General features: G+C 67.0%; 25 protein-coding genes and 1 pseudogene. 11 read left to right on the top strand and 15 right to left on the bottom strand.

Features of this window, described 5'->3' with window-relative positions:
* Positions 1-111: 111 nt before the first annotated feature.
* The 9 genes from B1L07_07870 to B1L07_07830 all read right to left on the bottom strand — a co-directional run bounded on the left by B1L07_07870 (position 112) and on the right by B1L07_07830 (position 6,151).
* Positions 112-327 (bottom strand): hypothetical protein, encoded by a 216-nt coding sequence (locus tag B1L07_07870; protein AUZ55020.1) that lies wholly within the window; start codon positions 325-327, stop codon positions 112-114.
* 129 nt (positions 328-456) lie between these two features.
* Complete coding sequence (locus B1L07_07865) at positions 457-942, bottom strand: hypothetical protein (GenBank protein AUZ55019.1); 486 nt, start codon at positions 940-942, stop codon at positions 457-459.
* An 8-nt stretch (positions 943-950) separates the two neighbouring features.
* Positions 951-1,325, bottom strand: coding sequence for a hypothetical protein (locus tag B1L07_07860; GenBank protein AUZ55018.1), 375 nt, complete (start codon positions 1,323-1,325; stop codon positions 951-953).
* Positions 1,322-2,389 (bottom strand): class III poly(R)-hydroxyalkanoic acid synthase subunit PhaC, encoded by a 1,068-nt coding sequence (locus tag B1L07_07855; GenBank protein ID AUZ55017.1) that lies wholly within the window; start codon positions 2,387-2,389, stop codon positions 1,322-1,324. Before B1L07_07855 ends, B1L07_07860 begins: the two co-directional genes overlap by 4 nt.
* On the bottom strand, positions 2,386-3,453 hold the full coding sequence (locus tag B1L07_07850) for a hypothetical protein (protein ID AUZ55016.1): 1,068 nt from the start codon (positions 3,451-3,453) through the stop codon (positions 2,386-2,388). The genes B1L07_07855 and B1L07_07850 overlap by 4 nt, the downstream gene beginning before the upstream one ends.
* Before the next feature lie 61 nt (positions 3,454-3,514).
* Complete coding sequence (locus B1L07_07845) at positions 3,515-4,129, bottom strand: CDP-diacylglycerol--serine O-phosphatidyltransferase (protein ID AUZ55015.1); 615 nt, start codon at positions 4,127-4,129, stop codon at positions 3,515-3,517.
* A 113-nt stretch (positions 4,130-4,242) separates the two neighbouring features.
* Positions 4,243-4,731 carry a 7,8-dihydro-8-oxoguanine triphosphatase gene (locus tag B1L07_07840; protein AUZ55014.1) on the bottom strand — a complete coding sequence of 163 codons (489 nt, stop codon included), beginning with the start codon at positions 4,729-4,731 and terminating at the stop codon, positions 4,243-4,245.
* A 70-nt stretch (positions 4,732-4,801) separates the two neighbouring features.
* Entirely contained in the window at positions 4,802-5,284 is a 483-nt protein-coding gene (locus B1L07_07835) for a hypothetical protein (protein ID AUZ55013.1), read from the bottom strand.
* A 45-nt stretch (positions 5,285-5,329) separates the two neighbouring features.
* A complete protein-coding gene (locus B1L07_07830) occupies positions 5,330-6,151 on the bottom strand; it encodes a phosphoenolpyruvate synthase regulatory protein (GenBank protein ID AUZ55012.1) in 822 nt (273 codons plus the stop codon).
* A 194-nt stretch (positions 6,152-6,345) separates the two neighbouring features.
* On the opposite strand from B1L07_07830, the gene B1L07_07825 reads away from it, so the two are divergent.
* Positions 6,346-8,724, top strand: a complete 2,379-nt coding sequence (locus B1L07_07825; GenBank protein ID AUZ55011.1) for a phosphoenolpyruvate synthase — start codon at positions 6,346-6,348, stop codon at positions 8,722-8,724.
* Positions 8,725-8,938: 214 nt separating this feature from the next.
* Here B1L07_07825 and B1L07_07820 read toward each other — a convergent pair whose 3' ends face one another.
* Positions 8,939-9,763 carry a hypothetical protein gene (locus B1L07_07820; GenBank protein AUZ55010.1) on the bottom strand — a complete coding sequence of 275 codons (825 nt, stop codon included), beginning with the start codon at positions 9,761-9,763 and terminating at the stop codon, positions 8,939-8,941.
* Between the two features lie 157 nt (positions 9,764-9,920).
* Here B1L07_07820 and B1L07_07815 point away from each other — a divergent pair, with 157 nt between their 5' ends.
* Together B1L07_07815 and B1L07_07810 are read left to right on the top strand one after the other, a co-directional pair.
* On the top strand, positions 9,921-10,151 hold the full coding sequence (locus tag B1L07_07815) for a hypothetical protein (GenBank protein ID AUZ55009.1): 231 nt from the start codon (positions 9,921-9,923) through the stop codon (positions 10,149-10,151).
* Positions 10,152-10,154: 3 nt separating this feature from the next.
* Positions 10,155-10,925 (top strand): DNAase, encoded by a 771-nt coding sequence (locus B1L07_07810; GenBank protein ID AUZ55008.1) that lies wholly within the window; start codon positions 10,155-10,157, stop codon positions 10,923-10,925.
* A 63-nt stretch (positions 10,926-10,988) separates the two neighbouring features.
* Here B1L07_07810 and B1L07_07805 read toward each other — a convergent pair whose 3' ends face one another.
* Positions 10,989-11,780: a tRNA threonylcarbamoyladenosine dehydratase gene (locus tag B1L07_07805; GenBank protein ID AUZ55007.1), complete on the bottom strand. Its 792-nt coding sequence runs from the start codon at positions 11,778-11,780 to the stop codon at positions 10,989-10,991.
* A 614-nt stretch (positions 11,781-12,394) separates the two neighbouring features.
* On the opposite strand from B1L07_07805, the gene B1L07_07800 reads away from it, so the two are divergent.
* On the top strand, positions 12,395-12,883 hold the full coding sequence (locus B1L07_07800; GenBank protein ID AUZ56512.1) for a peptidoglycan-associated outer membrane lipoprotein precursor: 489 nt from the start codon (positions 12,395-12,397) through the stop codon (positions 12,881-12,883).
* Between the two features lie 79 nt (positions 12,884-12,962).
* Here B1L07_07800 and B1L07_07795 read toward each other — a convergent pair whose 3' ends face one another.
* Complete coding sequence (locus tag B1L07_07795) at positions 12,963-13,172, bottom strand: cold-shock protein (protein ID AUZ55006.1); 210 nt, start codon at positions 13,170-13,172, stop codon at positions 12,963-12,965.
* A gap of 232 nt (positions 13,173-13,404) precedes the next feature.
* Here B1L07_07795 and B1L07_07790 point away from each other — a divergent pair.
* The 4 genes and pseudogenes from B1L07_07790 to B1L07_07775 all read left to right on the top strand — a co-directional run bounded on the left by B1L07_07790 (position 13,405) and on the right by B1L07_07775 (position 16,763).
* Positions 13,405-13,889: pseudogene (locus tag B1L07_07790) on the top strand (hypothetical protein).
* 113 nt (positions 13,890-14,002) lie between these two features.
* Positions 14,003-15,142, top strand: coding sequence for a phospholipase (locus tag B1L07_07785; protein ID AUZ56511.1), 1,140 nt, complete (start codon positions 14,003-14,005; stop codon positions 15,140-15,142).
* 5 nt (positions 15,143-15,147) lie between these two features.
* Complete coding sequence (locus B1L07_07780; protein ID AUZ55005.1) at positions 15,148-15,495, top strand: arsenate reductase (glutaredoxin); 348 nt, start codon at positions 15,148-15,150, stop codon at positions 15,493-15,495.
* 158 nt (positions 15,496-15,653) lie between these two features.
* The gene (locus B1L07_07775; GenBank protein ID AUZ55004.1) at positions 15,654-16,763 is read left to right on the top strand and encodes a hypothetical protein; all 1,110 of its coding nucleotides are present in this window, start codon (positions 15,654-15,656) and stop codon (positions 16,761-16,763) included.
* Positions 16,764-16,829: 66 nt separating this feature from the next.
* Here the strand turns inward: B1L07_07775 and B1L07_07770 are convergent, their stop codons facing one another.
* From B1L07_07770 to B1L07_07760, 3 genes are all read right to left on the bottom strand, one after another.
* Positions 16,830-17,465 (bottom strand): glutathione S-transferase, encoded by a 636-nt coding sequence (locus B1L07_07770; protein ID AUZ55003.1) that lies wholly within the window; start codon positions 17,463-17,465, stop codon positions 16,830-16,832.
* A gap of 100 nt (positions 17,466-17,565) precedes the next feature.
* Positions 17,566-17,865, bottom strand: coding sequence for a hypothetical protein (locus tag B1L07_07765; GenBank protein ID AUZ55002.1), 300 nt, complete (start codon positions 17,863-17,865; stop codon positions 17,566-17,568).
* A gap of 97 nt (positions 17,866-17,962) precedes the next feature.
* Complete coding sequence (locus tag B1L07_07760) at positions 17,963-19,480, bottom strand: fumarate hydratase (protein AUZ55001.1); 1,518 nt, start codon at positions 19,478-19,480, stop codon at positions 17,963-17,965.
* Between the two features lie 239 nt (positions 19,481-19,719).
* Here B1L07_07760 and B1L07_07755 point away from each other — a divergent pair, with 239 nt between their 5' ends.
* The 3 genes from B1L07_07755 (at position 19,720) to B1L07_07745 (ending at position 23,141) form a co-directional block, all read left to right on the top strand.
* Entirely contained in the window at positions 19,720-20,019 is a 300-nt protein-coding gene (locus B1L07_07755; GenBank protein AUZ55000.1) for a hypothetical protein, read from the top strand.
* A 2,098-nt stretch (positions 20,020-22,117) separates the two neighbouring features.
* Positions 22,118-22,762 (top strand): hypothetical protein, encoded by a 645-nt coding sequence (locus tag B1L07_07750; protein AUZ54999.1) that lies wholly within the window; start codon positions 22,118-22,120, stop codon positions 22,760-22,762.
* Positions 22,763-22,823: 61 nt separating this feature from the next.
* Positions 22,824-23,141, top strand: coding sequence for a hypothetical protein (locus tag B1L07_07745; GenBank protein ID AUZ54998.1), 318 nt, complete (start codon positions 22,824-22,826; stop codon positions 23,139-23,141).
* Positions 23,142-23,157 lie beyond the last annotated feature (16 nt).

The raw sequence follows: 23,157 nt of genomic DNA, 5'->3' as shown, positions 1-23,157 counted from the left end.
TTCCAGGGGGCTACCGCTACTGGGGAAGCCCGCATTCTGGCAGCGCGTCCCGGGAGGGGAAAGCCATTGACAGCCCGGCCCGGGATTGCTTCGCGGCGCGGCGACCGGCGGCTAGCCGAGGTGCCGGCTCAGGCGCTGGAACGCGATATCGTCGCGCAGGCTTTCCAGCACCATCACCCGCATGCGGCCGCGGCCGCTGACGTCCATCACCCGTTCCACGTAGATCTCGGGGCCTGCCTCGGTATCCCTGCGGGTCTTGCTGAAGCCATAGGGCACCACGCCCTTCTCGCCATCCTTGCTGCCACCGATATAAAGAACGACTGCCATGGTGACCGGTACTCCTGTTGCGTCTGTAACGGGCCCACTCTAGGTGGGCGGGCGTTACCAGGATGTACAAAAAAAGTTGATGCGCCATGACGCGCCGGTTGCATGCCGAAGACAGGCGCCGGCCACCGCTCATCGCAGGCGCGGCCACCAGCCGCGCCCCTGCAGCGCATAGCGGTCGGCGGCGCGTTCGAACGGGTTGCGCACGCTGACCCCGCCGCAGGCCAGGTAGACCGGCAGGAACAGCGGCCCCAGCACCATGTACTGGAACACATGCGCGCGCTCATGGTCGCCGAGCCGCACCGGCGGATGCAGGCAGCGGCCCGCACGGTGCTCGTAGGTCGCGCAGGCCACGTCCAGGCTGTCGCCGGTGTGCAGGATCACCATGCCCAGCGTGATCGCGCCGCCCGGGCCCCACGGCCAGCGGTGGAATACCAGCGCGCAGTCGCGGCGGTTCCAGCGCGGCCGCGCTCCGGCCGGCATGCCCGCCAGGCCCGCCACCAGGCCGAACAGGGTGTTGGGCGCCGTCCACAGCGCGCCCAGCGCGCATGCCAGGCGCAGGGCCCATGCCGCCACGCGCCCGTGCCTGCCCGCGGCCGCGCCGCCTGGAAGATGCATTGGAACCGTCAACCGCCGCGCAGCCGCAGCAACTGCTGCCGGAACCAAGGCGCGGCGTCCTGCTCGGCGTGGCCGGGACAGGCCACCCGGTAGGGCTTGCCGCTGAGGCTGCTGCGGCTGGCGGCACGCTCGATGAACTGCTCGGCGGTGTCGGCCAGGCCACGCTTGAGCAGGTAATCGTACTTGCGCTGCAGGTGGCTGCGCGCCTCGCCGGCATCGTGCCAGCTACCATTGCGCTGGAAGCGGCATCCGGAACTGGCCAGCGCCTGCATCAGCCCGTCGATCTCCTGCCGGGCGGTGGCGTCCGGCGCGGCCGGCAGGGTAGCGGGAACCGCCGCCAGTCCCAGCCCCAGCAACACCGCCAGCAGCGGGCCGTGGCTCATGTCCGCGCGCTCAGCCAGTCGTGGATGGCGGCGGGCACTTCGCGCTGTGCCCGCGCCGACACGTAGATGCCGATATGGCCACCCCGGAAGCCCACTTCGGTGTAGTCGCTGCTGCCGGTGCGTCCGCGCAGTGCCCGCGACGCCGCCGGCGGCACCAGGTGGTCCTGTTCGGCGTAGATGTTGAGCACCGGCATCCGCAGCTTTTCCAGGTCCACCGCCTCGGCGCCGATGTGGATGCCGCCATGCATCAGGCCATTGCCCTGGTAGAACTGCTTGACGAACTCGCGGAACGCCTCGCCGGCCAGGTCGGGCGAGTCGAAGATCCATTTCTCCATGCGCAGGAAATCCTCCAGCGCCTGCCGGTCGTCCAGGATGTCCACCAGCCCCACGTACTTCTGCACGTTGAGCCGGAACGGCTTGAGCATCAGGTAGCTGGCGTTCATCAGGTCGGCCGGGATGTTGCCCAGCGTATCGACGAACAGGTCCACGTCGACGTGCCGCGCCCAGTGCGAGAGCATGTTGTCGGGCGTGTGGAAATCCACCGGGGTGACCATGGTGACCAGGTTGCGCACCTTGTGCGGACGCAGCGCGGCGTAACACAGCGAGAACACCCCGCCCTGGCAGATGCCCAGCAGGTTGGGCGGGCCGCCGTGCTGCGCCTGCAGGTGGTCGACGGCGCCATCGAGGAAACGCAGCAGGTAGTCCTCCAGGGTGAGGAACCGCTCGGAACGGTCCGGGTAGCCCCAGTCCAGCACGTACACATCCTGGCCGGCGGCGAGCAGTTTCTGCACCAGCGAGCGGCCATCCTGCAGGTCCACCATGTACGGCCGGTTGACCAGCGCGTAGACGATCAGCAGTGGCGGCCGCTGCCCGGACGGCGCCGCGCCACCGACAAAGCGGTACAGCGTGACCTTGCCGTCGCGCCACACCGGCTGGCGTTCGGTGACGCCATAGTCGACGTCCTCCACGCCCGGCAACAGCTTCAGCCCGTCGGCCAGCTTCTGCTGCAGCTGCAGCGTTTCCTGCAGCAGGTCGTCCATGCCGAACCCGAGCGGCCCCTTCATGGCCCGCCTCCACGCCGCGACCTGGCCGGGCGGGACGCACTGCTGGGTGCGCCGGCACTGCCGGGTGCGGCCGGCTTGCTGGTTTTCCTGGCCTTGGTTGCCGCGGGCCGGTCCTGCGGCGCGGTGCCGGCGCTGCGCGCGGACTTCGCCCTGGCCCGGGGCGTCGCGGGCGCCGACGGCGGGGCGGCCGCGGCATTGCCGGCAGCCATGCGCCGCATCCAGCGCTCCAGTTCGGCGATGCGGCGATGGGCCGCATCCATCTCGGTACGCGTGGGTACCCCCATCAGCTCGCAGGCGCGCTCCAGCTCGTGCTGGGTGGCGGCGCGCAGGCGCATCTGGGTGTTGGCCAGATCGGCATAGATGCGCTGGAAATCCTCGGACATGGCAACCGTGGCGTAGGCCTCTTCGGCGGCGTCGATCCACAGGTCGAACATCGCGCGGGCGCTGGTGAGCTGGCTGCCCGGCGCCTCGTGTTCGGCCAGCTTGGCCTCGAAGCGGTGGAAGGCGTCGTCCAGCACCCCGCGGATGGAGCCGACATAGGCCTGCATGCGGGCCTGGTGTTCCTGCTGCGCACGCAGCAGGGCCTGCCAGCGCGCCTGGTGTTCGCGCGCGGGACCGAACGCCGGGGCGTTCAGCCAACCGTCCTCGCCATGACCGGCCTGCAGCGCGTGGACGAAATCGCGTATCCAGGGCTGGTCGCCCAGCGCGTTGCCACCGCGGGCCGCATCGAGCATCCAGCGGATCATGGCGTCGCCCTGGCCCTCGACGGCGTCGCGCCAGGCGCCAGCGACTTCGGCGGCGCTGCTGTCGCGGCCGGCGAAACGCGCCGCGACCTGCTGCATCGTGCCCAGCCAGTCGCCGGCCTGCTGCTGGAAGCGCGCGCCGAGTTCATGCACCTGTGGCGTGGCGCCGGTGCCGACCAGCCGCGCCCACTGCGCGATGCCCTCCTGCCAGGGAAAGGACTCGGCGGCGCCTGCGCCGCCCCGGCCCACGGCCTGCTGCCATGCCTCCCAGGCGCGCTTCAGGCCGGCGTCGAACCCCGTGCTGTCGTTGTCGTCGGCCACTGCCCTTGCCCTGCTCCGCCGTTGTCGCGGCGATGATAGCAACGCGGCCGCGTCGCCGCGGTCAGGGTTTGGGAATATGCAGGGTCTTGCTGATCATCAGCGAGCCCGACAGTGCGAACAGCAGGACCAGCGGATGCAGCTGCCACGGTCCCAGCTGCCAGACGCCGCCCCACAGGCTGGCGCCGATCGCGCCGAAATGCGCTGCCACCGCCAGCAGGATCACCAGCGCCAGGCTGGTGGGAATGGGGGTTCCCTCGAAGTACGGGACCTTGTCCGAGTCGCCGGCGATTTCCTCGGCGGTGACGTTGTAGCGCGCCAGCCGGCTGACGCCGCAGCAGACGAAGTAGCTCAGCACCAGCCAGTCCCAGCCGCCCTGCATGCCGCAGGCGTAGGCCAGCGCGGCGGGTGCGACGCCGAAGGAGATCACGTCGGCCAGCGAATCCAGTTCGCGCCCCAGGGTGGAGGACGATTGCCGCCAGCGGGCGATGCGGCCGTCGAGCGCGTCGAACACGAACGCCAGCGGGATCAGCGCCATGCCGAACAGCAGGAAACCGCGCTGGCCGTCCTGCAGGAAGCGCATCGCCGCGAACACCGCGCCGGTGCCGCAGAAGGCGTTGCCCAGGGTGAACCAGTCCGCGAGCCGGAACTCGCGCAGCATCGAGAAATGGCGTTTCATGTCGGGTTTCCGGATCATGGCGGCGTCAGCCTAGCGCGATTGCCGTGAATACGGCCATGTCGGATGCGCACGGCGCCGGTGCGGCCAGGTGAGCCAAGGTGAGCGGCGGCGGCTTACAGCCGCGTATAGCTCCACGACTGCATGCGCCCGTCGCGATACGGCATCACTCCATGGAACGGCCGCGGATCGGCGTCGAACACCAGCGGCAGGAAATGGCGGTCACCTTCCCACAGCGGCAACGATTCGAGCTGGTCCACCGGCACCCACTCCAGCGTGCCTTCGGGGTTGGACTGCAACGGGGTACCGGTCCAGTCATCGATCACGAACACGAACGCGAACCAGTCCTCGCCCTGCTTGCCGAAGCCCGGCCAGCTGAGCGTGCCGCGCAGGCGGGTGGTGCCGCATTCGATCCCGGCTTCCTCGCGGATCTCGCGGTGCATGCAGGCCAGCGCGTCCTCCTGCGGCTCCATCTTGCCGCCCAGTCCGTTGTACTTGCCCAGGTGCATGTCGCCGGGACGGGTGTTGCGATGGATCATCAGGGCCTGGGTGCCGTCCTTGGACAACACGTAACCCAGGGTGGCGAGAATCGGGGTATAGGGCATCGGACTCGGAGCGCGCGGCGAAAACCCGCAGTATGACCGATCGCCCCGCGGCACGACGGCCGCGCCGGGCCTAGACCAGCACGCCGGCCTCGTCGAGGCGGCGCAGCGTGGCCACGCCATGGCCGCGTTCTGCCAGGTACTCCAGCCACTTGCCGAGGAACGTGTTCATGCGCAGGCGGTGGCTGACCAGTTCGTCCGCGGGCGGGTACATGCCCATGACGTCCTGCCAGCGCCGCCCGACATAGCAGTGTGTGGTCTCCACCTGCCGCGCATCCCGGTACAGGCGCACGTAGGCCGATGGATCGGGCTCGCCGGTCAGCGGATCGAGGATGCCGTAGGTCATGCGCAGTTCGACCGTGTAGCGGTGGCACTCGATCACGTCCAGGTACAGGTCCAGGCCGTCGCCGATGGACGAGGCGTAACGCCCCGGGTGCAGGCGGTCCGGCGCGAACAGCCGCATCAGGTGCTGGTAGTTTTCCGCGTACAGCCCCATCAGCCAGCCGAGGCGGCCCAGCCGGGGAATGCGATCGACGCGGGAAAGAGCCTGGTTCATGCGCCGATCCTACACGGCGCCCCGGCCGCGGCATGCGCCCCGGGTTCAGAACATCTCCCGCTGCAGCCCCAGCGTGCCCAGCACCTTGCTGGAGATCTCCTCGATCGAGGTATGGGTGGTGCTCAGGGTCGGGATGCGTTCCATCCTGAACATGGTTTCGGCCGCGGCCACCTCGCGCCGGCAGACCTCGGCACTGGCATAGCGGGAGTTGGGCCGCCGTTCCTGGCGGATCTGCTGCAGCCGCTCGGGGTCGATGGTCAGCCCGAACAGCTTGTTGCGGTAGGGTCGCAGGCGCGGCGGCAGGCGGTCGCTTTCCAGGTCCTCCTCGGTCAACGGATAGTTGGCCGCGCGGATGCCATAGTGCAGCGCCAGATAGATGCAGGTCGGCGTCTTGCCCGCGCGCGACACGGCCACCAGCACCACGTCGGCCTCGTCGTAGTTCACCGCGATGCCGTCGTCATGGCTCAGCGCGAAGTTCATCGCATTGATGCGGCGGTGGTAGGTGTCGAAATCCACCATGCCGTGGGCCTGGCCGATCCTGGAATGCCGGGTCGACTCCAACTCCTGCTCCAGGGGGCCGATGAACGGCGCGAACACGTCCAGCACCAGCGCCCCGCTCTCCTCCAGGATCCGCCCCAGCGCCGAGTCCACGCAGGAGCTGACCACGATCGGGCGCACCTGGTAGCGCTCGCCGGCGGCACGGATGCGGCGCGCGGCCTCGTGCGCCTTGTCCACATCGTCGACGAACGACATGCGATCGGTCACGAAACTGAAGCCGGAGAACTGGGTCAACAGGCTGTGGCCCACGGTTTCGGCGGTGATGCCGGTACCGTCCGAGACATAGAACACCGGCCGGATCGCCGTCATGCAGGACTCCTTTGGAGGGGGGATGGCACGGGGGGCGGCGGATGACCCGCCGCTGTCCCGGGAAAGACAAGCACAAGACAAAGTAATGTCACAAGCTTGTGCCGCTTAGGTGTGCACTGCATCATATTGGCTTCTTCCTACGGACGTGGCCATACCAGCCCGCCTCGGGCGATGGCCTCAACGGAGCATCGCGCTTGAACGAGAACATCCTGTGGTTGCATGAACTGCGCCTGGCCGACCTGGCCCGCGTGGGGGGCAAGAATTCCTCGCTCGGCGAGATGATCGGCAACCTTGCCGGCCTGGGAGTCTCGGTGCCGGGCGGCTACGCCACCACGGCCGAGGCGTTCAAGGATTTCATCGCCCACAACGACCTGTCCAAGCGCATTTTCGACCGCCTGGCCACGCTCGACGTCGAGGACGTGAACGCCCTGACCGCCGCTGGCGGCGAGATCCGCGGCTGGGTGATCGACGCCCCGCTGCAGCCGGCGCTGGACAAGGACATCCGCGACGCCTACGCCCGCCTGTGCGCCGACAATGGCGGCGGCGAGGTGGCCGTGGCGGTGCGCTCGTCGGCCACCGCCGAAGACCTGCCCGATGCCTCCTTCGCCGGCCAGCAGGAAACCTTCCTCAACGTCACCGGCGCCGACGACGTCGTGCGCAAGGTCAAGGAAGTGTTCGCCTCGCTGTACAACGACCGCGCCATCGCCTACCGCGTGCACCACGGCTTCAAGCACGAGGACGTGTTCCTGTCCGCCGGCGTGCAGCTGATGGTGCGCTCGGGCGTGGGTTCCTCCGGCGTGCTGTTCACCCTGGACACCGAGTCCGGCTTCCGCGACGTGGTGTTCGTCACCTCCTCGTTCGGCCTGGGCGAGATGGTCGTGCAGGGCGCGGTCAACCCCGACGAGTTCTACGTTTACAAGCCCACGCTGCAGGCCGGCAAGCCGGCGATCCTGCGCCGCGCGCTCGGCAGCAAGGCGATCCGCATGGTGTATTCGGACGTCCCCGGCGAGCGGGTCAAGGTCGAGGACACCCCGGCCGCGCTGCGCAACACCTTCTCCATCAGCGACGAAGACGTGCACGAGCTGGCCCGGCAGGCACTGACCATCGAGAAGCACTATGGCCGCCCGATGGACATCGAGTGGGCCAAGGACGGGGTCAGCGGCAAGCTGTTCATCGTGCAGGCACGCCCGGAAACGGTGAAATCGCGCAGCCACGCCACCCAGATCGAGCGCTTCGCGCTGACCGAGAAGGGCGGCAAGGTACTGGCCGAAGGCCGTGCGGTCGGCGCCAAGATCGGTGCCGGCGTGGCGCGCGTGGTCAAGACCCTGGACGACATGAACCGCGTGCAGCCCGGCGACGTGCTGATCGCCGACATGACCGACCCCGACTGGGAGCCGGTGATGAAGCGCGCCTCGGCCATCGTCACCAACCGCGGTGGCCGCACCTGCCACGCGGCGATCATCGCCCGCGAGCTGGGCGTGCCGGCCGTGGTCGGCTCGGGCAACGCCACCCAGGTGATCGAGGACGGCCAGCTGGTCACCGTCAGCTGCGCCGAGGGCGATACCGGCTTCATCTACGAGGGCAAGCTGGGCTTCGAGCGCGCGACCACCGACCTGGGCAACATGCCGCCGGCGCCGCTGAAGATCATGATGAACGTGGCCAACCCGGAACGCGCCTTCGATTTCGGCCAGCTGCCGAACGCCGGCATCGGCCTGGCCCGCCTGGAAATGATCATCGCCAGCCACATCGGCGTGCACCCGAACGCGCTGCTCGAATACGACCGCCAGGACGAGGCAACGAAGAACAAGATCGACGAGAAGATCGCCGGCTACAAGGACCCGGTGAGCTTCTACGTGGATCGCCTGGCCGAGGGCATCGCCACCCTCACCGCCTCGGTCGCGCCGAACCCGGTGATCGTGCGCCTGTCGGACTTCAAGTCCAACGAGTACGCCAACCTGATCGGCGGCAGCAACTACGAGCCGCATGAAGAGAACCCGATGATCGGCTTCCGCGGCGCCAGCCGCTATGTCGACCCGAGCTTCTCGGCCGCGTTCGCCCTGGAGTGCCAGGCCGTGCTGCGCGTGCGCAACGAAATGGGCTTGGACAACCTGTGGGTGATGATCCCGTTCGTGCGCACCCTGGAGGAAGGCCGCAAGGTGGTCGAGGTCCTGGCGCAGAACGGCCTGAAGCAGGGCGAGAACGGGCTGAAGATCATCATGATGTGCGAGGTGCCGTCCAACGCACTGCTCGCCGATGAGTTCCTGGAGATCTTCGACGGCTTCTCGATCGGCTCCAACGACCTGACCCAGCTGTCGCTCGGCCTGGACCGCGATTCCTCCATCGTCGCCCACCTGTTCGACGAGCGGAACCCGGCGGTCAAGAAGCTGCTGTCGATGGCGATCAAGGCCGCACGCGCCAAGGGCAAGTATGTCGGCATCTGCGGCCAGGGCCCGTCCGACCATCCGGACCTGGCCGAATGGCTGATGCAGGAAGGCATCGAGTCGGTGTCGCTGAACCCGGACACCGTGGTCGATACCTGGCTGCGGCTGGCCAAGAGCAAGGCCGCCTCCTGAGCCGCGCCCGCCGGGCGACCGCTTGATCCATGACAGGCCCCGGGAAACCGGGGCCTGTTTTTTTTACTGCTTCTCGCCGCCCCGCCGTGCTCTGCGCCGCCGCTGTTGCCGCCGCCGAATTGCCGCCGCGGATGGCAGATGAAAACAGCGCCCCGATGCGGGGCGCTGCCTGAAGCGTACGGTTGTGGGAAGCGGACGCCTTCCCGCGGGGAACTCAGCGGCGGGCGGCCGCGGCATCCACCGCGGCGGTCTGCGTCACCACCTGGCCGTCGATCACCGGCAGGCGGTCGCTGGCCGGCTTGTCATCCATCCGCACCTTCTTTTCCTGGCCGTTGAAACGGTAGGTGACGTCATAGCCGACGGTGCGGCTGGCATTGCCCAGGGCGATGCGGCTGCCCGGCTGCTTGTCCATGCGCATGCTGCCGGTGCTGCCGTCGGCCTTGCGGTAGGTGACGTTGTAGCCGGTGACCCGCGACGATTCCGACGCGGTCTGCTCGGTATGGCACTGGCGCTCGGTACGCTGCACCACGCGGCCGCCGACATGGCGCTTGTCGATCTGGTTGCCGATCACGCCACCGGCCACGGCGCCGGCCGCGGTCGCCGCCTTGCGCCCGTCGCCCTTGCCCACCTGGTTGCCCAGCAGGCCGCCGATGACCGCGCCGGCCACGGTGCCGCCGACGTTGCCATCGCGCTCGGGCAGGCGCTCCTGCACCACCACGTCCTCGCACACCTCGCGCGGCACTGTGGTGGTGGAGGTTTCGCGGACCGGCTCGCTGCCGATGACCGTGGCGTAGGCCGGTTCGCTGCGGGTCACCGGCTCGACCTTGAGTACGTCGGCGTACTCCAGCATGCCCTGCTGCGGCGCCAGCGCGTTGCCGGCCGCGGCGTCGTCGGCCAGCGGGGTGTTGTCCAGTACCGGCGCCTGGCCCGGCGCCAGCGGTACGGCCTTGTCACGGGTACTCATGAACGCCGCCGTGGCGATGCCTCCCACCAGCAGGGCACCGGCAGCCACCAGAACAGTAGTCGTGTTGCTCTTCATCGTCTGCTCCCAGCGGGTCGTCCGCCTGTTGACCTGCGCGCAATTCCAGCACGATAAACCTGAACGAAGGCATCGCACGGACCCGCCCGCTCGTGAAATGCCGGCCGGCTGTCGCAATATTGCACCTGCCGTCCCCGTCCGCCGCCAAGGATCCCCCATGTCCAGTCCCCTGCTGCTGCCCTTCATGGAATGGGCGCGCAAGTTGCGCTACCCGACCCTGTTCAAGATCACGGCCGGCCTGTTCGTGCTGAGCCTGCTGCTGCCTGACCCGGTGCCCTTCATCGACGAGATCCTGTTCGGCCTGGGCACCCTGCTGCTGGCCAACTGGAAGCGGCGCAAGGATCCGGTTGCCGCCGTCGAGCCGCCCGCGCTGCCGCGCAAGCGCTGAACCATGCAGTTGGTGGACAGCCATTGCCACCTGGACGCCCCGGCGTTCGATGGCGACCGTGACGCGGTGCTGGCGCGCGCCGGTGCCGCCGGCGTGGCGGCGATGGTGGTACCGGCGGTCACCGCGGCGGGCTGGCCCGGGTTGCGCCAGGCCTGCGCCGCCAACCCCGCGCTGCATCCGGCCTACGGCCTGCACCCGATGTTCTTGGCCGAGCATCGCCCGCCGCATCTGGATGCGCTGCGCGCCTGGGTGGAGCGCGAGGCGCCCTGTGCCATCGGCGAGTGCGGGCTCGACTTCTTCGTCGAAGGCCTGGACGCCGACACCCAGCGCCAGTACTTCCACGCGCAGCTGCAGTTGGCGCGGGAGGCCGGGCTGCCGGTGATCGTGCATGCCCGCCGTGCCACCGAGGAAGTGATCCACACCCTGCGCCGCGTGGGCGGCCTGCGCGGGGTCGTCCACAGCTTCTCGGGCAGCCCGGAACAGGCGCGGCAGCTGTGGGACCTGGGCTTCCTGATCGGCCTGGGCGGACCGCTCACCTACCCGCGCGCCAACCGCCTGCGCACGCTGGTGGCGACCATGCCGCTGGAGTTCCTGCTGCTGGAAACCGACGCGCCCGACCAGCCCGATGCCGCCATCCGCGGCCAGCGCAACGAACCGGCGCGGTTGCCCGCCGTGGCCGCGGCCATCGCCGGCCTGCGCGGGCAAACGGTGGAGGAGATCGCCGCGCGCACCAGCGAGAACGCGCGGCGCCTGTTCAAGCTGCCGCCTGCATGATCCGCGGCGCCGGCGACCGTGACAACGGCGCGGGCCGACACCGGTTGCCGCGCTACGGCGTGATCAGGCCTTCGGCTTGAGCAGCATTTCCAGGGCCTTGCCGACCGCGGCGAAGGCGAACGCGCCGGTGATGTGGGTCGCCGCGCCGAGGCCGGCACCACAATCGAGCTTCAGCGCCGCGTCGGCGCCCAGGTTGGGGCGCAGCCCGCAGACGCTGCCATCGGCCTGCGGGTATTTCACGTTCTCCAGCGAGTAAACCGCCGGTACGCCGAAATAACGCTGCGGGTTCTTGGGGAAGTTGAATTCGCCGCGCAGCTTCTTGCGGATCAGCGCCAGCATCGCGTCGTGCTCGGTGCGCGACACGTCGCGCACCCGTACCAGGGTCGGGTCGGTGCGGCCGCCCGCCGCGCCCACCGTGATCAACGGCAGCTTGCGGCGTCGGCACCAGGCGATGGCCTCCACCTTCACCCGGAAGCTGTCACAGGCGTCGATGACCAGGTCGAAACCGCGATCCAGCAGCTCGGCCATGTTGGCTGCGGTCAGGAATGCTTGCACCGGTTCGATGCTGGCATCGGGGTTGATCGCACGGCAGCGCTCGGCCATCGCCACCGCCTTGTTGCGCCCGTACTGGCCGGCCATCGCCGGCAGCTGCCGGTTGGTGTTGGACACGCAGATGTCGTCGGCGTCGATCAGGGTCAGGTGGCCGACCGCCGAACGCACCAGCGCCTCCACCACCCAGGACCCGACGCCGCCCATGCCGATCACCGCCACCCGGCTGGCGGACAGCCGTTCGATGGCGCCGGCGCCATACAGCCGGTCGATGCCGGCGAAACGTTCGCGCAGTTGTGCTTTCATCCGCGCATTCTAAACGTGGCCGCAAAGGTGCCGTGCGTCGTACCATCGGTGCATTCCCCAAGGAGCCCGGGCCCATGACCGAACCCAGCCGCACCCAGTCCAACGCATCCCGCTACCTGTTCGTGCTGATCGCCGGCCTGCTGATCGGCGGGGTCGCCACCGTGATGGCGATGCGGGCCATCCAGGCGCGGCAGGATCCGTTCCCGCACAGCCTGATGAATGTCATGGCACGCCAGTCCCAACTGCTGGGCGACAGCCGCAAGCAGAACCGCTGCACGATCAACGACTCGACCCCGCGCCTGCAGACCCTGCGCCTGCTGACCAACGACCTGGACCTGGCCTTCCCCGGCCTGCGCGACGATGCGCGCTTCCAGCAGCACGCAAGCCGCTTCCGCGCCACCTTGAACGACGCCCTGGCCGCGCCCCGGCCGACTGCACCGCACTGGCCGCGGTCACTGAACAGCTTGGAAACGACTGCAAGGCCTGCCACCAGGATTTCAGGTGATTCGACCCGGGTTTCACGCGTGGTTGGCTCGCCATTCACGCGTGAAAAGGGAGGATTCACCCTGCCGGGTATGGCCATACCCGCTACCCATCTGGCAAGGAGAATCACCATGAAGATCCAGTTGATCGCTGCGGGCGCCATCGCCAGCCTGGCCCTGGCCGGCTGCGCGACCTCCCCGGGCTATGGCGGCAGCTATGGCGGTGGCTACAACAATGGCGGCTACAACAACGGCGGTTACAACACCACCCGCTGCGCCGATTGCGGCATCGTCACCCGCATCGACACGGTGGCCTCGGGCCGCACCGCACCCTCGGCCACCGGCGCCATCCTCGGCGGCATCGTCGGCGCCGTGGCCGGCCATGAAATCTCCAGCCACACCGGCGGCAGCAAGGGCAACCAGAACATCTCCGCGGCGGCCGGCGCGGCGGCCGGTGCGCTGGCCGGCAACAAGATCCAGCAGAACGTCACCGGCAATTCCTACGACATCCAGGTGCGGATGGACGACGGCCGGGTGATCGTGGTCAACCAGAAGGACCTGGGCGGCATCCGCGAGAACACCTACGTGCGCGTGGTCAACGGCCGCGTGGTGCTGCGCTGAGCCCGGCCCGCCCGCATGGAGCGCACGGAAAAGGCCCGCATCCGCGGGCCTTTTCCTTTCTGCGGTACCGCGTGTGGTATCAGACCGGCTGCACGGCGTCAGCCTGCAAGCCCTTCTGCCCCTGCACCACGGTGAAGGTGACCTTCTGGCCTTCCTTCAGGCTCTTGAAGCCCTGGGTCTGGATGGCGCGGAAGTGCACAAACACGTCTTCGCCATTCTCGCGGCTGATGAAGCCGAAGCCCTTGGCGTCATTGAACCACTTGACAATGCCGGTTTCGCGATCGGACATCTCGACTGACTCCCTGTTGCTCTCTCGTTTGATGGATACGCCCTGGAAGGCGGCTGACTGCAAGGAGGAAGCGAGGTGCAACGATGCAGCAAATCATGCGATCTACCCATCAGGCCACGATTCACGGTGACCTTGCCAAGCTCAGCGGCTGAAACTTAACCCGACCATAACCAAAAATCAATCGGCTAAAGACAATCTTGTCAACCCCTTTTGGTCCTCCCCCGGAACCTGCATGGACTATTCATTCATATTGTATCTGCTAGCGGCCGTGCTCGTGCTCGTCGGCCTGGCCGGCGTGATCCTGCCCGCGCTGCCCGGGCTGCCGCTGGTTTTCGCCGGCCTGCTGGTGGCGGCCTGGGCCGACGGGTTTGCCCACGTCGGCTGGCTGCCGCTGGTGGTGCTGGGCGCCCTTACCGCACTGTCCATCGTGATCGACGTGCTCGCCACCACCCTGGGGCGCAACGGCTCGGCGCCAGCCGGCTGGCGCTGGCCGGGTCGGTGCTGGGCACCATCGTCGGGCTGTTCTTCATGCCGGTCGGGCTGTTCGCCGGCCCCTTCGTGGGCGCCCTGCTCGGCGAATACCTGCATGGCCGCCGGCTGGGCCAGGCTGCCCGGGTGGGCCTGGGCACCTGGCTGGGCATCGTGCTGGGCGTCGCGCTCAAGCTCGGGCTGGCGGTGGCCATGCTCGGGGTATTCGCCGTCGCCTGGTTCGTCTGAACCGCGGGTACGGCACCCGTGACTCCCGCTGCACACGGGGATGACCGACAATCCCCCTGGATCACGCCCTGGCCGCAGGGCGCCTGCCCTTTGTACCGATGGACCGTTCCCGCATGCACATCTCCCGCGCCCGCCCCGCCCTGCTGCTGGCCCTGTCGGGCTGCTCCGCCGCCGTCCTGGCGCAGGAGTCGATCACCACGCCCGCTTCGCCGCAGGCCTGCTTCGCCCTGGATTCGGACGCTGCGCGCCTGAGCTGCTACGACAGCGCGCTCGGCCGCACCCCGGCCGATACCCGTGCCGCGGACGCCGCGGCCAGCGCCGCGCAGCAGACGCTCAAGGAGGCCAAGGCCAGCGCCCGCGAGGCCGAGCAGCCGCTGCCACGACGCAACGAGCTGTTCGCCCATGACGACCTGGCCTCGGCCGTGGCCAACGCCGGCCGGGGGTCGATGCTGGACAGTCGCTGGGAGCTGGCGAAAGACTCCAAGCTCGGCCTGTTCCAGCTGCGCGCCTACAAGCCGGTGTACCTGCTGCCCGCGTTCTGGAGCAGCAAGCCGAACCGGTTGCCGCACTCGCCCAACCCGGCCAACACCGCGACCGAGGCCGAGGACCTGGACGCCACCGAACTGAAGTTCCAGCTCAGCTTCAAGACCAAGGTCGCCGAGAACCTGTTCGGCGACAACGGCGACATCTGGGTCGGCTATACCCAGAGTTCGCGCTGGCAGGCCTACAACAGCGAGATCTCGCGCCCGTTCCGCGAGACCAACTACGAGCCCGAGGCCATGCTGGTGTTCCGCAACGGCTATTCGCTGTTCGGCTGGAACGGGCGCATGACCGGCATCAGCCTCAACCACCAGTCCAATGGCCGCAGCGACCCGCTGTCGCGCAGCTGGAACCGGGTGATCCTGAACGTCGGCCTGGACCGTGACAACTGGGCGATCATGCTGCGGCCGTGGTATCGCATCCCGGAGAACGGCCGCGACGACAACAACCCGGACATCGAGGATTACATCGGCCGCGGCGACGCCACCGTGGTCTACAACCGCAACGGCCACGAGTTCTCGGTGACCGCGCGCCATTCGCTGCGCGGCGGCGACCGCTCGCACGGTTCGGTGCAGCTGGACTACGGCTTCCCGCTCAGCCGGTTGCTGCGCGGCCACGTCCAGGTGTTCGACGGCTATGGCGAAAGCATGATCGACTACAACCACCGCGCCACCTATGTCGGCGTCGGCGTCTCGCTGTTGGAATGGTTCTGAAGGCAATGAAAGCAACGATCTGGCACAACAACCGCTGTTCGAATTCGCGCGGCGCGCTGGCCCTGCTGCAGCAGGCCGGCGCCGACATCGAGGTCATCGACTACCTGGCCACGCCGCCGGACCCGGCCACCCTGCGCCAGCTGCTCGACGAGATGGGCATCCCCGCGCGCGCGCTGCTGCGCAGCAAGGAACCCGCCTATGCCGAACTGGGGCTGGCCGACCGGCTCGACGACGAGGCCGCGCTGGTCGAGGCGATGGCGATGCACCCGGCGCTGATCAACCGGCCGATCGTGCGCACGCCCAAGGGCACCGCGCTGTGCCGCCCGCCGGAGACGGTGCGCACGCTGCTGTAGTCCTCGCGGGCACGCGCCGGCAACGGCGCAGGCCTCCGCGGCGGCGGGCAATGCCGCCGCCGGCCGCCACCACGCGCCCTGCACCCGGCAGGGCCGGACTTGTGGCCCTTCGCCGGGTACAGGCAGAATCGCGCGGCCCCTCGACAGGAAGTCCGCGCATGGCCCGACCGCACCGCTCCTTCTTCGCCCACGCGTCCGCGCTGCTGGGGCTGCTGAGCCTGATGGCGGTGGCCTGCTTCCACTTTCCCGAACTGCTGACCAGCCGCGAGTTCCGCGCCGTCTACAACGAACAGTTCGCCCGCCACCTGCTGCTGGTCGGCCTGGCCGCCGCGTTCGTGCTGGGCACGCTGGCCATCCTGCGCAACCGCAACAAGCGCATCGCCATGATCGGCGTCGGCAGCGCGACCCTCGCGGTGCTGCTGGGCGGCACCAACGTGCAGTTCGACGCGATCGGGCAGACCCCTTATTCGCTGGGACTGGACTGGTTCGTGCTGTCGCTGTTCTTCTCGGCGCTGGTGTTCGTGCCGCTGGAGCGCTACCTGGGCAAGCGCATGCTGTCGCCGCTGCGCCCGGGCTGGCGCACCGACGTGGCCTATTTCTTCATGAGCCACGTGCTGGTGCAGTTCATCCTGATCCTGGTCACCGCCTCCACCTCCACCCTCGCCGGGCTGGCCGCGTTCCCGGCGCTGAAGGCGGCGATCCAGTCGCTGCCGGTCTGGGCACAGTTCCTGATCGCGGTGTTCGTGGCCGACATGGCGCAGGCGCTGCTGCACCGCGCGTACCACAACATCCCGTGGCTATGGCGCTTCCACGCCGTGCACCATTCCAGCCGGCACATGGACTGGCTGGCCGGCTCGCGCATCCATATCGTCGAGATCGTGATGACCCGCAGCGCGGTGCTGCTGCCACTGCTGGTGCTGGGCTTCTCGACCCCGGCGGTGAACGCCTACGTGATCCTGGTCGGGCTGCAGGCGGTGCTGGCCCATGCCAACCTCGGGCTCCGCTTCGGCTGGCTGGAGTATCTGGTGGTGCTGCCGCGCTATCACCACTGGCACCACGCCCGGCAGCGGGAGTACGTGGACGTGAACTACGCCATCCACCTGCCGCTGGTGGACATGCTGATGGGCACCTTCAAGCTGCCGCGCGACCCGGCGCAGTGGCCGCAGGAGTACGGCGTGATGAAACTGGAAACGGTGCCCAAGGGCATCGTGCGCCAGCACCTGATGCCATTCCAGGGCGGCCGCAAATTCGACGATTACGTGGATTGAGCCGCCCCAGGCAGGCCCGTGCCCGGCAGCGCGCCCGCACGGGCGGGCAACGGCCGCGGCGCGGGTTCAGGTCCAGTCGCTGATGCCCTCGCGGCGGTAGACCTCGGCCAGCGCGGGGCGGTCCTTCATCCGCCGCGCATGCGCGGCCAGCACCGGCCAGGCGTCGCTCGGGCACGGCATGTTGCGCGACCAGCGCATCAGCATGGTCATCATGAAGTCCACCACCGAGAGCTGCGCGCCGAGCATGTACGGCCCCTCGTCCTGCAGGTGATCGGCCACCTGCTGCCAGGCCGCCTCCAACTGCACCCGGGCACGCCCCTTCACCGCGTCGATGTTGCCCTCGCCGGCCGGTTCATGCGGATAGAACCACGCCCGGTAGGCCGGCATCAGGGTGTAGACGCAGAAACACATCCAGCGGTAGTACGCGCCGCGCGCCGCGGTGCCGGGGGCCGGCGCCAGGCCCGCCTGCGGGTGCAGGTCGGCCAGGTGCATGGCGATGGCGGCCGACTCGGTCAGCACCTGGCCATCGATCAGCAGCGTCGGCACCCGGCCGGCCGGATTGATCGCCAGGTAACCGGGCGACTTCTGCTCGCGCCGCTCGAAATCGAGCTGGTGCAGCTCATGCTCGATGCCCAGTTCGATCAACAACCAGTGCACCACCAGTGAAGCGGTACTTTGCGATCCATACAGGACGACGGACATGCGGCTCTCCCTGGCAGTGGTGCGCCATCTTAGCGTCGCCGCGGCCGCCGCGCCGCGACTGCCTCCCGCCCGCCCAGGCCCGCCGTGGCGGGGTGGCCGCTCAGTTGCAGCCAGCCATGCAGCTGTTCAGCCGCTCGCCGCAGACCGCGGCCGCCGAGCGGTTCTGGCAGAACGCCTGCGAGGTCTGGCAGGCGCCGCGCAGTTCGGGGTTGGTGATCGTGTCGCACTGGTTGTCGCGGCTGGCCTGGCCGCAATCGCCGTAGCCGCGTGGATTGGCGTTGCAGCGCTGATAGGCGCTCTGGCAGTGGTTCACGCATGCGGCCGGGTCGTCGCGCGGTGGATCGCGCCACCCGCCGTCACTGGAGCACCCCGCCACCAGCAGGGTGACGCCCACCCGCACCGCCCACAGCCCTTTACGCATGTCTGCACGCCTCAAAGAGAAACGGCCCGAGCATACGCCCGGGCCGCTTCGAAGACACCGCCAGGGCGGCCGCACCTTACTCCACGACCACCGGGATCTTGCCGATGCGGGCCTGCCATTCGCGCGGGCCGGTGGTGTGCACCGACTCGCCGGTGGAATCGACCGCCACCGTCACCGGCATGTCCTGCACGGTGAACTCGTAGATCGCCTCCATGCCCAGGTCGGCGAACCCGACCACCTTCGAGGCCTTGATCGCCTTGGACACCAGGTAGGCCGAGCCGCCGACCGCCATCAGGTACGCCGACTTGTTGTCACGGATCGCGTCGATCGCGGCCGGGCCGCGCTCGGCCTTGCCGACCATGCCCAGCAGGCCGGTCTGCTCCAGGATCTGGCGGGTGAACTTGTCCATGCGGGTCGCCGTGGTCGGGCCGGCCGGGCCCACCACCTCGTCGCGCACCGGATCGACCGGGCCGACGTAGTAGATGAAGCGGCCCTTCAGGTCCACCGGCAGCGGCTCGCCCCTGTTGAGCATGTCGACCATGCGCTTGTGCGCGGCGTCGCGGCCGGTCAGCAGCTTGCCGTTGAGCAGCAGGGTCTGGCCCGGCTTCCAGCTGGCCACTTCTTCCGGGGTGATGGTGTCCAGGTCGACGCGGGTGCCCTTGGAGGCGTCGTAGGTGATCTGCGGCCAGTCTTCCAGCGACGGCGGGTCCAGCATCACCGGGCCGCTACCGTCCAGGGTGAAGTGCGCGTGGCGGGTGGCAGCGCAGTTCGGGATCATCGCCACCGGCAGGTTGGCGGCGTGGGTCGGGTAGTCCTTGACCTTGATGTCCAGCACCGTGGTCAGGCCGCCCAGGCCCTGCGCGCCAATGCCCAGCGCGTTGACCTTGTCGTACAGCTCCAGGCGCAGCTCCTCGGCACGGTTGGACGGGCCGCGGGCCTTGAGCTCGTTGATGTCGATCGGCTCCATCAGCGCTTCCTTGGCCAACAGCATCGCCTTCTCGGCGGTGCCGCCGATGCCGATGCCGAGCATGCCCGGCGGACACCAGCCCGCGCCCATGGTCGGCACGGTCTTGAGCACCCAGTCGACGATGGAATCGGACGGGTTGAGCATGGCGAACTTGCTCTTGGCCTCCGAACCGCCGCCCTTGGCCGCGACGATCACCTCCACGGTGTCACCGGGCACGACCTTGACGTTGACCACGCCCGGGGTGTTGTCCTTCGTATTGGTGCGCTTGCCGGCCGGGTCAGCCAGCACCGAGGCGCGCAGCTTGTTGTCCGGGTAGGCGTAGGCGCGGCGGATGCCCTCGTTGGCCATGTCCTCCACACCCATGGTGGCGTCGTCCCAGCGCACGTTCATGCCGATTTCCAGGAACACGGTGACGATGCCGGTGTCCTGGCAGATCGGGCGGTGGCCCTCGGCGCACATGCGCGAGTTGATCAGGATCTGCGCCATCGCCTCCTTCGCCGCCGGCGACTCCTCGCGCTCGTAGGCCGCGGCCAGGTTCTTGATGTAGTCGACCGGGTGGTAGTACGAGATGTACTGCAGCGCGTCGGCGATGGACTGGATGAGGTCTTCCTGCTTGATCGATGTCACGGCTTGCTCGAGGCTGGCGGGGGTTGAGCCGGGCATTTTACGCCCTGCCATCCATGGCGGGCGCCCTGTGGGCCATCGCTGCGCGATGTTGGAAACCGCTCCGGCGGTTTCCTGTCCGCCCCACCATCCGTCACGGGCTCCCGTCCATGACGGCCCATGGGGGAGTACCGCCATGACGCGCCGGCACGCCTGGCGGCTGCAATGGCCTCCACCGGCGGCAGGCCGCACAATACCGCCGCATGGGAACACTGGTCCTGATCCTCGACCTCATCGGCACCTTCGTCTTCGCCTTGTCCAGGGCGACGATGGGGGTGCGCCGGCGGTCGGACATCTTCGGCGTGCTGGTGCTGTCCTTCGCCGCCGCATTGGCCGGCGGCATCACCCGCGACCTGCTGATCGGCGCCACCCCGGTGGCGGCCATCAGCGACTGGCGCTATCCGGCCATCACTCTAACCGCGGGCATCGTTACCTTCTTCTGGGCGCCACTGATCGAGCGCATGCAGTACCCGGTGCGCATGTTCGAGATCCGCACTGGATAACATCACCCTGAAAGCCCCCGTGTATCGATTGCACCAACCTCGCCATCAAGCACCCTCAGACAGACAATATCCAGGAGTGGATCATGAAGAAATGGATTTATTTAATAATTACGATAAATGTAATATTTTTAAAAATTGCCAGTGCCGCTCTTCCGCCGTGGGCAGACTACGACAAGAAAGTAAGATCAGCCGAGGTGGTCGGCCCACTGAAGTCTGATCTTTTCGGCGATGCCATAAATGGATTTGACGGCACGGTGGAGTTCCGACACGTAGATGTAGACTTGCCTGGCAACAGCAATCTCCCGGTCTCTTTTTCTAGAAAATTGAAGATTCGCCCAATCCTGGCTTCGTCCCAGGCGAAGACATATGGCGGCGCGGGAGACTGGGAAATAGAGGTTCCACATCTTTCCGGCGTATTCGATGAACGCTATGGCTGGAGCGGATCCGGCCCCAATCCTGAGCCACGCTGCTCCTCCAACTTCTTTCCCAGAACAGCTCCACCATCGCGAATAGACGACATATTTTCAGGATTTACATTCAGCATACCGGGAGACGGCAAGAGGTCACTGATTGCCGTCAATCATCAGCAGTTTGTAAAGCAAGACGGTAAAATTAGGAAGTGGACGACAAGCAAACTGGATTCTGTTTCATGCACAAGCATGCTCGGAAATTATCCCGGCGAAGGCTTTGTGATAGAAACCACCTCCGGAATAAAATATTATCTAAATGTTGCAACCGAACGAAATGCAGGAGCAATGGGAAATTATGAAAATGGAGACTCGTACAATCGTGCCGAAATATTTTTTCTTGCCAGCAAAATTGAAGATAGATATGGTAATTGGGTTGAATATACCTACGACAATACGCCCAGCCGACTCCCCATAGCAATCACAGCCAGCGATGGTCGGCAGATCACAATTACCTATTCCAATGGAAGCGTTGCAACTGTGACAGCATCCGGAAGAACCTGGAGCTACCAGTATTCAACAACAGGACTCTCTACGGTCATACTTCCTGATGCAAGCAAGTGGACGTTTTCGTCGACAGCAGACATGCTCATGCCCGATATTTACTGGGCTGATCGACTGGGGCCCGGTTGTCTGGACGGCCCCCCATGACCGAACGAAGCCTATCACTCACTATCGGGCATCCATCCGGCGCCACTGGAACGTTCAACTTCAGCCATACTCAGGAATATAGATCAGGCATTCCCGAAATAAGTTGTGTCGCTCAAGTTGACACAAATCAGTCTACCATCTTCTTTTATCCAACTATTCCAATATTTTACGAACTCTTCGCCATAACATCCAAAACACTACACGGCCCTGGCCTCCCATCTCCGCTGACATGGAATTACCAATACAGCGGATTTAATTTTGAACTATGGACTGGCAGCATTCCACCATGCACCACCTGCCCGCTAAAGAAGACGTTCGTCACTATCGAACCGGATGGATCTCGCCGCGAAATTGACTTTGGAATTGTCTATATGCTAAACGAAGGGAGACTACTCGGCTCACGCCTAAAAACACCAGCCGGCTCAATAGTTGAAATGGAAGAATTAACTTACTTGAGCGACCAAGATGTGCCAAGCATGCCATTCCCGCCCACATATGGATGGCAATGGGGCGGCTCTGATGATTCATCCGTAAAAATCCGGCCACTTGTCAGACGAGTAGTCGTTCGCGATGGCATTCAGCATTCAATGGCAATCAGCGAATTTGACATCTATGCTCGCCCTACACGTATTACGCAGTCCAGCGCCCCAACCCCCTGAGGGCGCTCCATGATCGAGCATGGAGTTCACTACTACATCCATCGACTTACTGGAACCTTATGCTGCTGACAATATTTTATTCATTGGATCAAATTATTTTTTTTACAACCCAAGCCAACGTTCACCAGAAAAACGAGCATCTCGATTATATCAAGATGCTCAAAATACCCCATAGCGCCGGCATGCCTTGAACAGAGGACTGACTCCGGCAGACTTAGACATCCAAAAACAGGCGTGACCTTCGGACTTGTAGATAGATCCCCTCCCGAAGCGACTCGCCCTCCCCTGCTCGATCCACTCGATCAGGCACAATACCGCCGCATGGGAACCCTGGTACTGATCCTCGACCTCATCGGCACCTTCGTCTTCGCCCTGTCCGGGGCGACGATGGGGGTACGCCGACGGCTGGACATCTTCGGCGTGCTGGTGCTGTCGTTCGCCGCCGCGCTGGCCGGTGGCATCACCCGTGACCTGCTGATCGGCGCCACCCCGGTGGCGGCGATCAGCGACTGGCGCTACCCGGCCATCACCCTGGCCGCAGGCATCGTGACCTTTTTCTGGGCGCCGCTGATCGAACGCCTGCAGTACCCGGTACGCATGTTCGACGCGATGGGCCTGGCGCTGTTCGCGGTGGCCGGCACGCAGAAGGCGCTGGCCTTCGGCATCGCCCCGCCGATGGCCGCAGCGCTGGGCATGCTCACCGGCATCGGCGGCGGCATCGCCCGCGACGTGCTGCTGGCGCAGGTGCCGCTGGTGCTGCAGGCCGAGCTGTACGCCGTGGCCGCGCTGGCCGGCGCCGCGGTGGTGGCGCTCGGCTACTGGCTCGGGCTGGCGCCGCTGCCGTGCGCGCTGGCCGGTGCCGGGCTGTGCTTCGGGCTGCGGATGATGGCCATGCACTATGGCTGGCACCTGCCGGTGGCGCTGCAGTCCTCCGACCCGCCGCCACCGGAAGGCCCGCGCCGCTGAGGTGACGGGGCACTCACGCCGCCTGCGCCATGGTGGAACCCCCTTCCCGCAGGAGACGGCCATGGCCGCGGAACGTTCCGATACGCTGATCGGTGACGAAGTAGTGCGCACGCTGGGCGCCGAGGGCCGTTTCTCGCAGGTGCTGGTACAGGTCAGCGAGGGCCACGTCACGCTCTCCGGCGACGTGCCCGACGCGGCGACCAGGCGGCAGGTGGAAGCCACGGTGGCGGCGATCGACGGCGTCCGCGGCGTGCGCAGCCACCTCAACATCGACAGCGGCAGCCATTCCTTCGGCCCGCGCGGCCGTGCGGTGCGCGACGACCCGGGCGGCGATGGTGCCGCGCACGGCGGCGCCACCGGCCAGGACGGGAACGGCTGAATCCCGGCGGCAACGG

Source organism: Stenotrophomonas acidaminiphila (assembly GCA_002951995.1).
GTDB lineage: Bacteria > Pseudomonadota > Gammaproteobacteria > Xanthomonadales > Xanthomonadaceae > Stenotrophomonas > Stenotrophomonas acidaminiphila_A.
The sequence above is the reverse complement of the archived record's forward strand: the minus strand, read 5'-3'. Positions and strand labels throughout refer to the sequence as shown.